The 15,311-nt window shown below is 44.0% G+C and carries 12 protein-coding genes and 4 tRNA genes; 3 read left to right on the top strand and 13 right to left on the bottom strand.

Going from position 1 to position 15,311, the window contains the following annotated elements; all coding sequences use genetic code 11:
- Positions 1–209: 209 nt before the first annotated feature.
- Positions 210–2,792, bottom strand: a complete 2,583-nt coding sequence (locus tag ACOJR9_RS08430; RefSeq protein ID WP_420935832.1) for a beta strand repeat-containing protein — start codon at positions 2,790–2,792, stop codon at positions 210–212.
- 114 nt (positions 2,793–2,906) lie between these two features.
- On the opposite strand from ACOJR9_RS08430, the gene ACOJR9_RS08425 reads away from it, so the two are divergent.
- The gene (locus tag ACOJR9_RS08425; RefSeq protein WP_420935831.1) at positions 2,907–4,253 is read left to right on the top strand and encodes a dicarboxylate/amino acid:cation symporter; all 1,347 of its coding nucleotides are present in this window, start codon (positions 2,907–2,909) and stop codon (positions 4,251–4,253) included.
- Positions 4,254–4,470: 217 nt separating this feature from the next.
- Here ACOJR9_RS08425 and ACOJR9_RS08420 read toward each other — a convergent pair whose 3' ends face one another.
- The 9 genes from ACOJR9_RS08420 to dnaQ all read right to left on the bottom strand — a co-directional run bounded on the left by ACOJR9_RS08420 (position 4,471) and on the right by dnaQ (position 11,150).
- On the bottom strand, positions 4,471–5,697 hold the full coding sequence (locus tag ACOJR9_RS08420; RefSeq protein WP_420935830.1) for a lipoprotein-releasing ABC transporter permease subunit: 1,227 nt from the start codon (positions 5,695–5,697) through the stop codon (positions 4,471–4,473).
- Positions 5,697–6,395 carry a lipoprotein-releasing ABC transporter ATP-binding protein LolD gene (gene lolD, locus ACOJR9_RS08415; RefSeq protein WP_420935829.1) on the bottom strand — a complete coding sequence of 233 codons (699 nt, stop codon included), beginning with the start codon at positions 6,393–6,395 and terminating at the stop codon, positions 5,697–5,699. Before lolD ends, ACOJR9_RS08420 begins: the two co-directional genes overlap by 1 nt.
- 125 nt (positions 6,396–6,520) lie before the next feature.
- Positions 6,521–7,993, bottom strand: a complete 1,473-nt coding sequence (locus ACOJR9_RS08410; RefSeq protein ID WP_420935828.1) for an EAL domain-containing protein — start codon at positions 7,991–7,993, stop codon at positions 6,521–6,523.
- A gap of 253 nt (positions 7,994–8,246) precedes the next feature.
- Positions 8,247–8,323: transfer RNA gene (locus ACOJR9_RS08405), tRNA-Asp, on the bottom strand.
- A gap of 58 nt (positions 8,324–8,381) precedes the next feature.
- Positions 8,382–8,458 (bottom strand) — tRNA-Asp (locus tag ACOJR9_RS08400).
- Positions 8,459–8,499: 41 nt separating this feature from the next.
- Positions 8,500–8,576, bottom strand: a tRNA-Asp gene (locus tag ACOJR9_RS08395).
- A 28-nt stretch (positions 8,577–8,604) separates the two neighbouring features.
- Positions 8,605–8,681: transfer RNA gene (locus ACOJR9_RS08390), tRNA-Asp, on the bottom strand.
- 221 nt (positions 8,682–8,902) lie between these two features.
- Positions 8,903–10,390 (bottom strand): TIGR03503 family protein, encoded by a 1,488-nt coding sequence (locus ACOJR9_RS08385; RefSeq protein WP_420935827.1) that lies wholly within the window; start codon positions 10,388–10,390, stop codon positions 8,903–8,905.
- A gap of 55 nt (positions 10,391–10,445) precedes the next feature.
- The gene (dnaQ, locus tag ACOJR9_RS08380) at positions 10,446–11,150 is read right to left on the bottom strand and encodes a DNA polymerase III subunit epsilon (protein WP_420935826.1); all 705 of its coding nucleotides are present in this window, start codon (positions 11,148–11,150) and stop codon (positions 10,446–10,448) included.
- A 251-nt stretch (positions 11,151–11,401) separates the two neighbouring features.
- Between dnaQ and rnhA the strand changes: the two genes are divergently transcribed.
- The gene (gene rnhA, locus ACOJR9_RS08375; protein ID WP_420935825.1) at positions 11,402–11,872 is read left to right on the top strand and encodes a ribonuclease HI; all 471 of its coding nucleotides are present in this window, start codon (positions 11,402–11,404) and stop codon (positions 11,870–11,872) included.
- Positions 11,873–11,889: 17 nt separating this feature from the next.
- Here the strand turns inward: rnhA and ACOJR9_RS08370 are convergent, their stop codons facing one another.
- The gene (locus ACOJR9_RS08370) at positions 11,890–12,867 is read right to left on the bottom strand and encodes an NAD(P)H-quinone oxidoreductase (RefSeq protein ID WP_420935824.1); all 978 of its coding nucleotides are present in this window, start codon (positions 12,865–12,867) and stop codon (positions 11,890–11,892) included.
- Positions 12,868–13,147: 280 nt separating this feature from the next.
- Here ACOJR9_RS08370 and ACOJR9_RS08365 point away from each other — a divergent pair, with 280 nt between their 5' ends.
- Positions 13,148–14,344: a class I SAM-dependent rRNA methyltransferase gene (locus ACOJR9_RS08365; protein ID WP_420935823.1), complete on the top strand. Its 1,197-nt coding sequence runs from the start codon at positions 13,148–13,150 to the stop codon at positions 14,342–14,344.
- A gap of 148 nt (positions 14,345–14,492) precedes the next feature.
- On the opposite strand, the gene ACOJR9_RS08360 is transcribed toward ACOJR9_RS08365, so the two are convergent.
- Both ACOJR9_RS08360 and ACOJR9_RS08355 read right to left on the bottom strand, forming a co-directional pair.
- Entirely contained in the window at positions 14,493–14,702 is a 210-nt protein-coding gene (locus ACOJR9_RS08360) for a DUF2061 domain-containing protein (protein WP_420935822.1), read from the bottom strand.
- A gap of 275 nt (positions 14,703–14,977) precedes the next feature.
- Positions 14,978–15,280, bottom strand: a complete 303-nt coding sequence (locus tag ACOJR9_RS08355) for a PilZ domain-containing protein (protein WP_420935821.1) — start codon at positions 15,278–15,280, stop codon at positions 14,978–14,980.
- Positions 15,281–15,311: the final 31 nt, after the last annotated feature.

The following is a 15,311-nucleotide window of genomic DNA, read 5'->3' as shown; positions in this document are numbered from 1 at the left end:
GACAGTGGTATAACAGCCAGTATGTTTTGTCAAACAAGCTTTAAAAAATACTAACCATTTACAAGACACTACAAGCTTTACGAGTTTTTAACAATAGTCAAAAATATTGAAAAAACCCAAATCCGACGTGACATCGAATCTGGGCCAAACACTCAACTAACGAGGCTAAGTTTTGAAACCTTAGCTCCTTTTAATTGAATCTTTAATATCTAGTTAAAAAAAGAGCTTCCTGGTTCACAAACTTTAATATTATCGGTGAAGTTGGTATCACCTTCGCCGAAAGGGTTATTAGGCGGGCTGACGCCTTCATCAGTAATATCATCTCCTAGGATCTCTAATTGATATTTCATTGATGCTCTTGCTTCACTGCCAGTTGATTGACCGAAAACGGATATCTCAGCAAAATACCAAAATGCATAACTTTCTGGGTATCTATACTCTAATTCGGCGTATCCATTCTCATCGGTCACGCCGCCGTTAGTAAGAGATACAGTACCAACGTTTCCTGGAGTTAATTGCTCATCCCTATTATTATCTTCACCTACATCTAGAATCCCATTAGAGTCAACATCTTCATTGTCACAAGATGTAACGTTAACAGGCCTCCAGATTGAATCAATAGAGTCAAATGCCCAACTTCCACGAAGATAAATTCCCTTACCACTTATGTCGTTGAATTTAACAGGAGTGATTGATGCTGTTAGATTTACACCACTTACTGGACGACCAGCAGAATCTGAAACAAAAACGGCGAACCTCTTCAGATAGGATGTCGTGTTTGGCGTTTCGATAACGTTACCTGTACCAATAACAATATCAAATGCTCTTGCACCTACCGTTAACAACACGTCATCAAAAATTGCACTATCGTCTGCTACCGACGCCGTAACAACCACATCATCTTTAGAAGAGACCGAACCAGACGTGAATACTGTTGTTGCAATGCCTTTACTATCAGTTGTGGCTTGTGACGGTGATACAAATCCTGTGGAAACGTCAGAAACGGAAAAGTTCACCACGCTGTTCTTCACAAGATTACCATTAATGTCACGAACAACCGCACTAATCGTACTAGTTTGGCCATCAGGACCAAGGATATCAGGCGACGCATCTGCAATAAGCGTATTAGGTTCAGTGGCAATAAACTCGATTTGCGTTAAGGCTGACACTAAAACATTACCACTACCATCACTGGCTGATGCGGTGATTGAAGAAATCCCTGCATTATCTGCACTTATCTCTATACTTGCTTGACCATTCGCATCAGTTACAACTGTAGAGTTGCCAGCAATAACACCGCGCGAGGCGCTAAACGTAACATCTTCTCCTACCACGGGCGTGTTGTTTTGGCGCCATTGTATTGTAATAGATTGTGTCTGCCCAAGCGGTATTTCTTCGGTGGGAAGATTAACGAAATTAAATTCATCTTGTTGTACTTGAACAGTAAAAGTAGCAGTGGCATTGAGCGCGGTCGCCGTAATTCGATTTACCCCCGACTCGGAGGCAGTATAGGATACCGTTGCTTGGCCTGTAGAGCCTGTGTTCACTTCCGAGGTGCCAAGTGTACCGCCACTGGCTTCAAGCTGGACAGATTGATTCAGTATTGATGTGCCGTCAGAGTCTTGAACGCGAATAGTGTAATTTACCGTATCATTCAAGATAACTGATGATGCACCGTTTACCGTTACTTCCGTCCCATCAATTTCGATAGAAACGTTTTCTGGGCTTAGGGAACCGGCTTGTGCCGAAACGGTGACTATGCGATTCGCTGCGTTGTTTCTTGTGGATAACAGCGCCCTTGCGGTGCCGTCTGCCGTTGTAGTCCTTTGGATAAGCTGCAATTCAACACCATCTGCACTAGGCGCTGAAAAGCTCACTTCCACACCTTCCATCAGCACGCTTTGCTCGTTTTTAACCAGTGCGATTAACTCAACTTCATCGCTACCGCTTGATGCTAATTGAATACTGTCTGCAAAAAGCTCTAGCGATGCTGGCTGCTCACTGACACTTGTACGACCTGAAGAACTAAACGTTGTAGAATCAAATTCGCCAGTAGGAAGCGTGACAGTGACTTCGCCATCGCCAGATAAATCACTTACCGTCATGCCAATTGATGCGATACCGTTTTCATCTGTCAGTGCAGTTGCCGTGTCATTTGAGAATTCCGCCAAGTCGCTATTACTTAATGAGAATGTAAGCAATACATCGTCTTGTGGGTTTCCGTCAGCATCAGTGACTGTCGCAAAGGCGGTAAGTGCATTATTCGTAGACAACTCGTTGTCTTCCTCACCGCTACTGTTTTGCAATGTCAGTAATACCGATGATTCTGTCGAACCAGTTGTTGCGGCTATGGCCGAAAACGTCGTTGTTCCCGTCTCACCACTACTTATACTTGCGGTGATTTGTCCGTCCCCTGACGCGGTGCTGGCATTGATACCAATTCGTGCGACGCCGTCAGCATTCGTGCGCGCCGTACCAGTATCATTTGAAAAAGTGGCTAGTGCGGTATTATCCAGCACAAAAGTCACTAAGCTATCAGGCAATGCATTACCATCTTGGTCAGTGACCGTTGCTATCACAGTAAGGCTGTTGTCCTCTGACAAGTCGTTATCGCCTTCACCATTGGTATTTTGAAGGGCAAGAGAGACGGTGTAGGTTGGTGTGGTCGTTCCACCATTGCCATTTCCAGCACCATTGTCAGTGTCGTCTCTAGAGACGGAACCGCCTCCCCCACATGCTGTTAGCATAAATATTGCACTAAATAAGCTTAGCGTCTTCGCTAATGTCCGCATAATTCGTTCCTGAACCTCTATTAATCGCAATTGCGTCGTTTTTTATGTTTAAAAATCAAATGAATCTGGCACACTACGTGAGACTAAAAATATAATAATGCACAGGGAACTTTCATGTCTCAATCTGCACACAAGTATAGTTTAACCGCTCGCATCTTTATCGGCATGGCAACCGGTATCTTGACTGGCGTGTTACTCCAATTATTGTTTGATGATAGCGGAGATTTCACATTTTCGATATTCGGTTTAGAACTCTCCGCGTATAACATTCTTGTAGAAGGTATATTTTCAACTTTAGGCCAAATATTCATTGCCAGCTTAAAGATGCTGGTAGTGCCGCTGGTATTCGTTTCACTCATCTGTGGAACAAGCACTTTATCAGACCCGAGTAAGCTTGGTCGACTAGGCGCTAAAGCAGTGGGGCTCTATGTTGTCACAACGGCAATAGCGATAACACTGGCTATGAGTATAGCGTTAATCGTCGCTCCAGGCGATGGGCTAAACCTAGTTACTGAGACTACTTTTCAAGCCAAAGAAGCGCCAAGCTTATCTGATGTGATCGTTAACATGTTCCCCAGCAACCCAATTAATTCTATGGCACAGGGTAATATGCTGCAAATAATTGTTTTTGCCGTGCTTTTTGGAATTGCAATGGCCATGACCGGCGATGCAGGAAAGAGATTAACGGCGTTGTTTGAAGATATAAACACAGTAATCATGCGACTAGTGACTATTATTATGAACCTCGCGCCATACGGTGTTTTCGTGTTAATGGCCAAACTCTTTTCCACCATAGGTGGCGATACTATTTTTGGTCTTGCTAAATATTTCTTTTTGGTTTTTGGTGTACTTCTTTTGCACGGACTTGTCACTTATTCTGTTTTATTGAAAGTATTAGCCGGTCTAAATCCTCTCGTTCTTTTGAAAAAAATGCGCGATGCCGCTCTATTCGCCTTTAGTACATCCAGCAGCAGCGCAACGTTGCCGGTAACAATGGAAACGGCAAAGAACAAGCTCGGGGTGGGTAACTCGGTGTCATCATTTACCTTGCCACTAGGCGCAACCATTAACATGGATGGCACTGCTATTATGCAAGGCGTGGCAACCGTCTTTATCGCTCAGGTGTATGCGGTTGATTTAACGCTAGGTGACTACATGATGGTAGTGTTAACTGCTACATTAGCGTCAATTGGTACCGCAGGCGTACCTGGCGTTGGCCTCATCATGCTTGCTATGGTGCTTCAGCAAGTTAACTTACCCGTTGAGGGAATTGCACTTATTATCGGTGTCGACAGACTGCTTGATATGACACGTACTGCCGTAAACATTACTGGCGATTGCATGGTGTCGTGTGTTGTTGCCAAAAGCGAGGGCGCGTTAGATGAGGATATATTTAACGATCCTAACGCGGGTGAAAAACAAGAAGATGTAGATTTTGAACATTTCGATCGAAACACGTAACGACAAGGTGACGTCATCAATGCCTTCTTTATGTCAACGTAGTTAAGGACGGAACACCGGCATATAAAAAAGGTAGTCTACAGACTACCTTTTTTATTGGTCTTTCACTTATCAAAACGTATTTTGTCCAACACTTTAACCATAATGCCCTTACCACATCATTGACATTGTGCTTGCGATTAATAATGCACACGCAGTGATACTAGCACTCAAAACGTTAATGAAGCGCTGAGGACGGTGATATTTTTACTGCCTTTTGAGCAGGATACAGCGTTGCCAAAACACATAACGTTAAGGCCACGGCGATTGTTATGCCAACATCTCCCCAATAAAGTTCAGAAGGCAAGAAGTCAATAAAGTAGATATCGCCTGAGAGCACCTCAATACCTAAGGCGTTTTCTACAAACATCACGATTGTAGACAAGTTAGGGGCTATTAATAACGCCAGCAAAACCCCCGTTGTAATGCCCACTACCCCATTAATGATCCCTTGTAAGATAAAAATAGTCCGTATCAGCGAATCTGTAGCGCCCATTGTCTTTAGAATAGCAATAGCGGCTTGTTTTTCTCTTACTGCCATCACCAGTGACGACACAATATTGAAGCATGCAACACCAATCACAAGCACGAGCGCGATATAAACCACCGCCCTTACCAACTGAATGTCGTTGTAAAGGTGCCCCTGAGTGCGAGTCCAATCGGACATATACACGGCTTGTGGATAACTATAACCAATCTCGCGCATAACGGCGTTTGCAGAGTACGCATCGTAGAACGTGAATTGCATGCCCTGAGCCTTTGACGTTATTTCGGCTGCATTCGATGCCGTATGGAGATGCATTAATCCTACAAGATTATCCAATTCTCCACCAATAGATAAAAAGCCACTCACAATAAGTGTTATTGTTTTAGGCGCTTTAAACGTTAGGTCATTGGTTGCAACAGGAACCAATACCTGCACGGCATCGCCCGGTTGCACGCCAAGCTTCTCGGCAACACCTTGACCAATTAACACTCCTTTATCGTTGCCTTGAAAAGATAGCCATTGTGACTCTGACACACGTTCTTTAAAATGCTGTTGGTTATCTGCGGCAATAATGCCGGTTAGCTCTATGGCTTTAAGCTCCCCCTTAAACTGCAGCATCCCTGTTAGCTTTGTGTAAGGCATAACCCGAGCTATTCGTTCATCCTGCTCTAGGCGATAGCGTTGAGCGTCTAGGTTATCGATACCTCTCTTATCAACACTGTATAGCTCTCCGTGAGGAATAACACTGAGTATTCTATTGGTGAGCTCTTTCTCAAAGCCATTCATCACGCTTAAAAGCAGTATAAGTACAAAACAACCAAGGGCTATACCTACCGTCGACGACATAGAGATAAAGGAAATAAAGCGCTGCTGCGAGCGCGTTTTACGAAACTGCCTTGCAAGTTCTAATGCGAACATTACGACGGCATCCCAACAGCGTCAGACTGAACCAGCTTTCCATCTTTAATGCGCAGCACTCTATCCATTCTGTTTGCTAACGCTAAATCGTGGGTTACCACCACAAATGCGGTGTGCTTTTTCTCACTTAACGAGGTCAGAAGCTTATATATTTGCTCACCCGTGCTGTCGTCTAAATTACCAGTGGGCTCATCGGCCAACACAACGGAAGGCTCTGTCACAAGCGCTCGCGCAATTGCAACCCGCTGACGTTCACCACCAGAGAGGGCCGCAGGTAGATGAGAGATACGGTGTGATAAGCCAACTTCTTCAAGCATGGCTTTGGCTTTATCTTGAGCAGCCTTTGCTGAAAGCCCTCTTATTCTAAGGGGCATAGCCACATTTTCTAGTGCCGAAAATTCACCCAGTAAATGATGAAACTGGTAGATGAACCCCATCTCTTCGTTGCGTAACGCAGCAAGAGTATTCGCGTTTAGAGAGGATAAAGTTTTGCCTTTAAATTGTACTTCCCCACTGCTTGGCTTATCGAGCCCACCAAGCAAGTGAAGCAAGGTACTTTTGCCTGAACCAGAGCTACCTAAAATGGCAACACGCTCACCGGCTTTAATTGACAGTGATATGTTTTGAAGAACGGGAGTTTCATTACTGCCGTCGTGATAACTTTTATGAATGTTGTGGCAACAAAGCACGTCCTGCATGCGGTTTTTCTTCTCTATTTATCCGTGTGCGAATGGTAGCGTTAAAGACTACCAACACCAAATAGAAAATAACAGCGACTTGTTATTTTGACACCTTATACTTTTTCTTGTTAAAACGCCGTTATTTAAGCGCTCTGTTGTACACTTTCTGCAAGGCTTTCAACCGATTGAGGCTTTCCATATAACCAACCTTGCCCGTAACCAACAGACAGATTGCGCAGCTCGCTGGCCTGTTCACTGTTTTCTACGCCTTCAGCAATTAGCTTAATCTCAAGGCCATTAGCAATACCAACAATATGAGGAATAAGGGATGAACGAATACTGTTCTCTTCCATTTCCATGACAAAGCTTCTATCAATTTTTAAAAAATCGCAGTTCATCGTCTTCAACTGACTAAGATTTGAGTAGCCTACACCAAAGTCATCAATAGCAAAAAGGAACCCTTTGCTCTTCAGTGACTTAATATGCTTGATGGCACTGTGCGTTGAAATTTGCTCATCTTCAGTAATTTCCAGCACTAACTTAAAATCTTTCGTATTAAGTGAAAGGGCAAAATCGAGATCGAGGCAGTAGTCTTGGTTAAAATCCATGGGAAATAAGTTAAATGAAACCTTAAACCCTTTAGGAATACCCTCACAGTGAGTAAGTTCGAGCATAGATTTTTTGATCATGTCTTCGGTGAACTCTCGGGTAATGCCTAGCGCTTTAATTTGTGGAATAAACTCATCAGGATAAACAGCGCCTAATTCATCCTCAAAACGACTTAACACCTCACAACCAATAATTTTACCGGAATCAAGATTAACAAAAGGCTGATATACGCAATAAAAACTAGATTTTGACACCCCTCTTTTAATTCTCGACTCAAGGGAATGTTTATGGCGAAGATAGTTAAACGTCAACATATGAGAAAACGCTGCCGTCATTAGCATGATAAGAAACAAAAGAAACAGTTTGCCAATATGCAACTCGAATAAACGATTCATATCCGGCTTTACTTTTAGGCAGGTAAGATAATAAACGTCATGGCATAGCGTAAAATCTAACGACAAATGAGAACTGTCTGACAACTCATGTTCAGCGATGGAGCTTTTAATCAGCGTTTCATTACCCGCCATGTGGTAAAACTTATCGCCGTTATAAAAAAGCTGCCAATCTTGAGAACTACTGAACCCTGTAATGCTGTCCATGTCGAGAACCGCGTTATAGTTCCCTCTTCTCACTATGGTGCCCGTTGCCTTCTCATTGAATAACGCAAGAGGGGTATTTATCCAAAAAACGTCATCTAACACGGTAACGAAATCAGGCTCAGCATCAGAAAAGGGGACGTCAAGAAGCCCTAAAAAAGTACTGCAACTCAGCGAATCATTTTCATAAAACCCTATTTCTTTGACGAAGCGAGAGCGAAACAAAACTTTTCTCATCTCAAAAAGGTGGGCATCGTCGCAGACCAAAAAAGGTAAATCATTGACGCTTTCAAGAGTAGCCGCGGCATCTCGAAACACCATACCCACGCCATCTAAGATGCCTACGGCACGCTTTTCTTCCTGTTTTCTTACGAACGAAAACATAAGCAGCATGAGGAGAAATGTAATCATTACAACGCTCAGTAGAGCAACAAGCGTCGCTTTCGCTTTGTCGGCGAGAATATAGTTATTGGTGGTTTCCTGAAGCATCCGAGAGCATATGCGTAATAGTTTTAGACAGGGATAAGAATATAAGCTGTTTTGCAATAAAAACACTTGGACTTTCGTTCAAATACAACGAGAAATTACAAAATCGTAGATTAGTGGAGCTTATAAAAGCTGAAAAAAATGAGACGGGAATATAACAATTCGTAAAAGCCATTGATGGCGGAGCGGACGGGACTCGAACCCGCGACCCCCGGCGTGACAGGCCGGTATTCTAACCAACTGAACTACCGCTCCACACAATGGGCTTACAACTGTAACATTGGCTTTTCTTCGATGCTTAACTCGCAGTTAATGGCGGAGCGGACGGGACTCGAACCCGCGACCCCCGGCGTGACAGGCCGGTATTCTAACCAACTGAACTACCGCTCCACATAACCGAGCTTGCACTGTAAAACCAATCTATAACTAAATGGCGGAGCGGACGGGACTCGAACCCGCGACCCCCGGCGTGACAGGCCGGTATTCTAACCAACTGAACTACCGCTCCGAAGACCTTTTAGTTATAACATTGAAAGTGGCGGAGCGGACGGGACTCGAACCCGCGACCCCCGGCGTGACAGGCCGGTATTCTAACCAACTGAACTACCGCTCCACAATGTCAATGTAATCAGTGAGTTAAAAAGGTTGCTACAACCCTGTGCCCTCACTGCGGCGCAGATAATACGTATTCCCCAATGTGGAGTCAATGCTTTTTATTAATAAAATTGTCATCTGCAGTTTGTTTGCCTGTTAAATAAACACAATGCCGAAATAAAATCCAAGATACGCAATTTTACGCCAGGAGTGACAAATAAAGGCCCAGCTTTCGGTGTATTATGTCTTTTTAAACATCGAAAACAATTTCTTTATTCCTTTGGGACTGTCATCTAGCGTCAGATTAGACTCGTCAGTGGCACTATCTTTCGCTTTTTGCTGAGGTTTTGATTTTGAGGGCTTAGACTTTCCCGCATTTCCCCTTTTCCGTATCAGAACAATAATAACGGCGATAATTAGGCCAATCAGAATTATTGAACCGTTGATTACAATAATCAGCAGTGTAAATGTCCCAGAGTCAATATCACCGTCAGACGACGGTACTGTGGCGTCATCTTTGACTTTGGTCTCGGTTGTATCCACTGGTGCGCTATCGCCAACAATAGGATCCTTGCCATATACGAGTGGATCTTCTACCTCAGGCTCTGCAGGACCCTGACCTAAGAACGTGTATTCTGGTACATCGAGAATAAAGTCTCGACCGTCCGTAGTAGTTCCGTAAGCGGTGAGCTTTACGCGAAATACCCCTTTTTCATAAGCAATAATCTTATACTCCCTTGCCTCAAGTCCACCTTCGGTAAGAGAAAAATTTTGTGTATCTCCGTTGGGAAACCGCACCTTCCCGTCTATTAATAGTGAACCAATATCCACGAGATCTCGGTCTATATCGATAAACAGGTTATGATACCCGCTATCGTTTTGATTCATTACTACCGAAATATCCACAGGGTTTTCGTGCAATATTATTGGTGATCCTTCCTGCTCGCGGGTAAGCATTGGTGTGCTAACGGAAAATATAGGTTTCCATTCGCCGGGAGCTATTTTCAGATTAAACTGGCCCGTGAATATACCATCGCCGGGTCGCTCATCCATACCAAGACCATTATCTTCAAACGTGGCTACAAGCTCATCTATAGCGCCGAAGTTGCTATAATTTGCATTGTTGGTACTTATAAACTCTATATCCAAATCTACAACGTTTCGAAACTCCTTGTTTGTTATTTCCTCTCCGCCATTCGTTAGATAGGCTGTAGACTTTAAAATCTCGCCAGAAAAAAGGATGTTCGGAAGTGGGTCGGCTACCAGCTCTATGTCAGAAACCACCATTATCCGACTTTCCGGTAGTACTTGCCCCACCGCTTGCCACGGGCCAGGTACAGGATTTTTAATCGTGATCATGTCGAAGGAGTCGGAATCAAACCACTCAACTTTTTCATCGTCTACCCTTCCCTGAAATAACTTAGACCCATCGGGGCGAACCAGTACAACAGGCGCAGATCCATATTGACGAAAAAACACCATGGTGATCTCGTCAATATTGTAATCCACACGAAAACGATTCTTCAAAAGTTCTATGGAATTGGTGTAATCATCGCCAAGCTCAGAGATGACCGAAGAGTCTACTGATTGCCTCCTATCTTCATCAGGCGTTACCGCGCCGTCGGCAATTTGTAATGCAAGATCTTGCTGTTCCCACAACGATTGTGAAGACGTGTTTGTACACCAAGAGCCCATAAGGACAATCACGCAATAAATCCACACTTTCACGTTGCTATGCTCCTGCATTTGAAGATTTCATTTCTTTACCACGTGCACGTTTTGATTAGTGAGAGCGCCATATACAACTGCCACCCGCTTCTTCCACTATATCCAGTCGAGCTTCATGCTTTTCTAGTTCATCGGCGCTAGCCCTAACAACCTTTAATTTATTTGTCGAGCGGTCAACACGACGAAGTGACGTAGCATCAGCGTCACTGCTGCCGTTAGACGCCAATTTCAGTTTGGTCTGCCCGCCTGTCATCAACAAATAAACATCGGCAAGGATTTCGGCATCGAGCAAAGCACCATGCAACGTTCGATGACTGTTATCTATTCCATAGCGTTTACACAAGGCATCAAGATTATTTTTCTGCCCTGGGTGCATTTTTCTGGCAAGTGTTAGCGTATCCAGTACATCACAGATTTTACTGGTAACCACACCTTTGGTTCGCGCTTCCATTTTAAATTCATGATCCATGAACCCAACGTCAAAGGGCGCGTTATGAATCACCAACTGTGCACCTTTTATAAAATTTACAAAATCAGTTGCTACAGAAGAGAAAACCGGTTTGTCAGCAAGAAATTCATTGGTAATACCATGTACTTCTATCGCTTCTTGCTCTATGTGACGACCGGGGTTGATATAAGCATGAAAGTGATTACCGGTTAAACGTCGGTTAACAACTTCAACGCAACCAATTTCAATGATTCTATGGCCTTCTTTAGGGTCTATACCCGTCGTCTCGGTATCTAAAACAATTTGGCGCATACATCCTCTGCTATTAATGTGTTTCTATTTTTTATAGTATATCAACCCCTTCGTAACAGGCTAAGGGAAATACATAAAAAATAAATGTATTAGCCTCTACTATAAGGACTGAATAAGAGCTGATAGGCGCTAAACGAACAAAGGACACTTTTTGCCGACAGCTGCGTTTGCCAACGCTGCAATGAGCGAGTGCACGATTATAGAACTGCAGTTAAAAAGCGTGCGGTGAACAACTTATGGGAAAATAAGACATGACACAGAAGACCATAGACATTTTTACCGATGGCTCATGCTTGGGTAATCCAGGGCCAGGGGGATATGGCGCCGTACTTATCTATAAAGGTCATAGGAAAGAATTAAGCGATGGCTTTGCACATACTACCAATAATAGAATGGAGCTACTGGCTCCTATTGAAGCACTAAATTCTTTAACAGAAACCTGCAAGGTAGAACTCACCACCGATAGCCAATATGTTAAAAATGGGATTAATCAATGGATCCATAACTGGCGCAAGAACGGCTGGAAAACATCAGACAAAAAGCCTGTGAAAAATGCAGATCTATGGAAGCGACTAGACGAAGCAGTAAAAAAGCATTCCGTTAACTGGCACTGGGTGAAGGGCCATTCAGGTCACCCAGAAAATGAGCGATGTGACGTATTAGCGAGAACTGCCGCTGAATCTATGCCCACGAAACCAGACGATGGCTTCGTGGCCAAATAGATTGCTTTAGGTTCAATTTACCAAGACACCACTATCTTGCCCTTTGTATCATTATTTTCTAAACGAGCATGGGGCTTACTTATGTCTTTGATGTTGTAATGCGTGTCTAGATTCACCATCAGCTCACCTGTTTCAAACGCTGGCAAACAAACTGTGGCAAAGTCACTAATAAGATTTGCTTTGTACCCATCGCTGCGATTGCGAAGGGTCGTTCCCGTGATAGTGGCGCGTTTACCGAGTAAAAGTGCCATATCTAAATTATCAGCATAGCGCCCAGCTAACATGGCAAGGTTAACAATAATGCCATCTTGTTTTATCACGCTGAGGTTCTTATTCAGATAATCTCCACCAACCATATCAAGCACCATATCGATGCCCTCAGGCCATTCACGATTTATTTCATCGGCAAATGAGTGTGTTTTGTAATTTATCAGTAGCTCGGCCCCGTTCTGTTGGCACAAATTCAACTTTTCCTGAGCTGACGCCGTCACTGCGCTATGTACCCCCCAATAGCGACATAATTGAGTAGCGGCCAGACCCACTCCGCTCGCGCCTCCATGGATAAGGGCATGCTGGGCGGGCTTCACATGAGCTATGGTTCGCAAGCATTGAAAGGCGGTTAAAAATACCTCAGCCAGTCCCGCGGCCTCTACAAAGGGCATTCCTTCGGGAATAGCCATTAAATGGGAAGGATTAACAATAACCTCTGTTGCGTAACCACCACCGGCGACGAGCCCAAACACGCGATCGCCTTCTTTAACATTGGTGACGCCTGATGCTACTTCCGTTACGGTGCCCGCAACTTCTAACCCTAATATTGGACTTTCTCCCTGTGGAGCCGGATAGTGTCCCTGACGCTGTAATGTATCTGCGCGATTAACGCCAAAAGCGTTCACCGCCACTTTAACCATTCCATCGGGCAGCTCATAGGACTCTCTTTCTTTAACAACGAGTTCTGAAGGCGAACATCCTTTTTCAAAGTCTACGTAATACATTTTGCTCTCCTGTAGGTAACCGCATTGGCGGATGTGACTTGTTTACGGGACCGCTAAGGTTAAAGTTTAGTTAGCGCTTGGTCTGCTGACGTTGTCATCTCGATTTATTTTTTCACAACAGATACCCACACAAAGTAAGCTAAATTTCGGTATAATATTGCCTGCGTGGCCGTTCGAGTGGTCGTTACGTAACTGTTCGCGGAAGCGTCCATGTGGCTTTCCACGCATTTTATCCTCTTTAAACCTTTTTATATCTACTTTATTTAGTAAGAGAGCCTTCATGTCAGCACAAGTCATCCTTCAGCCCAATCGAGATAAATCGTTGCGTCGGCGCCACCCGTGGATTTTTGAAAGCGCGGTAGCTGAAGTAAAGGGTCGAGCAAAGCTTGGCGATACGGTAGATGTTTTCGACTCTGAAGGTGAATGGTTAGGACGCGGGGCTTATTCTCCAGAATCGAAAATTCGAATTCGTATGTGGACATTTAAAAAAGAGGAAAGCATCGACAACGGCTTTTTTATGCGCAAATTAGAAACTGCACTAGCCCTTCGTAAACGCTTGTTCAATCCCGCAACAACTAACGCATTTAGATGGATAGCGTCAGAGAGTGATGGCCTGCCTGGCATTACTATCGACTTATACGACAACGTGGCCGTGGTTCAACTGCTCAGTGCGGGTGGAGAAAAACACAGAAGCAAAATAGTGTGGGCAATTACTAAACTACTTCCCGATGTGCATATCTATGAGCGCAGCGATGTCGATGTGCGCAAAAAAGAAGGGCTAGAGCCAGTAAAGGGCGCATTACACGGCACACCACCTGGCCAAGTTACCGTTTTAGAAAACGGCCTCAAGATTGTTGTTGATATTGAAAATGGCCACAAAACCGGGTTTTATCTCGACCAAAGAGACAGCCGAGCTGCCGCCGGCTATTATGCAAAAGACGCCGACGTATTAAACTGCTTTAGCTATACCGGCACCTTTTCATGTTACGCGCTCAAAGGTGGTGCCAAAACGGTTACTAATGTCGATGTGTCACAACCCGCTTTAGACTTGGCGAAACACCACGTTGATATTAACGAACTTGACGAAAATAAAGCGCAATACATCAATAAAGATGTGTTTAAAGCATTACGAGAGTATCAAAGTGAGGGAAAGCAGTTTGATATGGTTATTCTCGATCCGCCAAAATTTGTCGATAACAAGGCCACCCTCAATCGCGCAGCCCGCGGATACAAAGATATTAATCTGTATGGCATTCATGCGGTGAAGTCAGGAGGACTTCTGCTGACGTTTAGTTGCTCTGGCCTGATGCCTGCAGATTTATTTCAGAAGATTGTTGCCGATGCGGCCCTCGATGCAGGTCGTACGATAAAGATTATTGCGAGACTTAATCAAGCCTCTGACCACCCTATCATTGGCAGCTATCCCGAAGGGTATTACTTGAAAGGATTAGTATGCGAAGTAACAGATGACGAGTGAAACTAGTCGATTGAGCACGCTTTCATTGCCTTCCTCTGCACGCGCGTAACGCCTGACCATTATTATTCACTCCGATGAGAGGAATTGTTGTTAGGTCAGGCGGCCTACTGCAAGGGTGATTGCAGGGTTAAACAGAAGGCATTCATCTTTAAAATACCACCTGAGACAGTCTATTTTTGCTCACTGATTTTTCCTCCAGTTTTTTCCACACCATTTCATGAAAGTAAAAAGCAACCGTATTGACTGCTGGCTCAACGAGCGCCACCAAACCGCCTACGACCATACTACCCGTTAGTAAGTAGGCAACAGTAAACGCTACCGCAAAATGCATAATGGCAAATGTTATTGTCTTTTTCACAATTGACTCCTCAAACTCGCATCAATTTGCGTTATGTAATTCGTAACGCCAAATATCGTAATAAGAATTATTATCATTTTCAATAAAAATTGACAACACCTTTTCTACAACAACGTAATCGTTTTTTTAAATTAAGGCATGCAGCCATTAATAATTAGCGCCTATTGGGAATGAAAGGAAATAATACGAATAGAGATATGGGCAGAAAAGGTTGTTACGAATGGGAACCTACAGGCAATTGCCTATAGGCTTTTTTCTCTGAACTAATTTCGATGCTATTTCATTTGAGTAATTTCAACACCGATGATGCAACTTGCATCGGTTGCTGGTTCACACCGCACTACATTAGCAAGGGCTGCTAATGATGGTATTTGCGAACTAGAAGATTCTATAGCAACACTAATCCGCGTCCCCACTTCAATGGCTGGCTCATCAACCTCAAGAGACATGCCCGTTGCGCTTATATCCCTACACATCGCCTGCATCGTGCGGCTAGACTCATCGTCGGTAACCTGTAATTGACACGGCGAATTGACCATCATCCTGAAAAAATTGCGCTTGTCGTCGTATCCTAGCATGTCTACATCCTCTAATTTTTTAGCTCACGCA

Source organism: Alteromonas ulvae, assembly GCF_048987005.1.
Classification (GTDB): Bacteria; Pseudomonadota; Gammaproteobacteria; order Enterobacterales; family Alteromonadaceae; genus Alteromonas.
This window is presented reverse-complemented; position numbering and strand designations above follow the sequence as displayed.

What these genes read in the sequence shown, in the direction of transcription:
- rnhA (WP_420935825.1), top strand. Translation starts at nt 11,402, where the DNA reads ATGACACAGAAGACCATAGACATTTTTACCGATGGCTCATGCTTGGGT.
- ACOJR9_RS08410 (WP_420935828.1), bottom strand. Translation starts at nt 7,993, where the DNA reads ATGATTACATTTCTCCTCATGCTGCTTATGTTTTCGTTCGTAAGAAAA.
- ACOJR9_RS08355 (WP_420935821.1), bottom strand. Translation starts at nt 15,280, where the DNA reads ATGCTAGGATACGACGACAAGCGCAATTTTTTCAGGATGATGGTCAAT.
- ACOJR9_RS08430 (WP_420935832.1), bottom strand. Translation starts at nt 2,792, where the DNA reads ATGCGGACATTAGCGAAGACGCTAAGCTTATTTAGTGCAATATTTATG.
- dnaQ (WP_420935826.1), bottom strand. Translation starts at nt 11,150, where the DNA reads ATGCGCCAAATTGTTTTAGATACCGAGACGACGGGTATAGACCCTAAA.
- lolD (WP_420935829.1), bottom strand. Translation starts at nt 6,395, where the DNA reads ATGCAGGACGTGCTTTGTTGCCACAACATTCATAAAAGTTATCACGAC.
- ACOJR9_RS08370 (WP_420935824.1), bottom strand. Translation starts at nt 12,867, where the DNA reads ATGTATTACGTAGACTTTGAAAAAGGATGTTCGCCTTCAGAACTCGTT.
- ACOJR9_RS08425 (WP_420935831.1), top strand. Translation starts at nt 2,907, where the DNA reads ATGTCTCAATCTGCACACAAGTATAGTTTAACCGCTCGCATCTTTATC.
- ACOJR9_RS08365 (WP_420935823.1), top strand. Translation starts at nt 13,148, where the DNA reads ATGTCAGCACAAGTCATCCTTCAGCCCAATCGAGATAAATCGTTGCGT.
- ACOJR9_RS08420 (WP_420935830.1), bottom strand. Translation starts at nt 5,697, where the DNA reads ATGTTCGCATTAGAACTTGCAAGGCAGTTTCGTAAAACGCGCTCGCAG.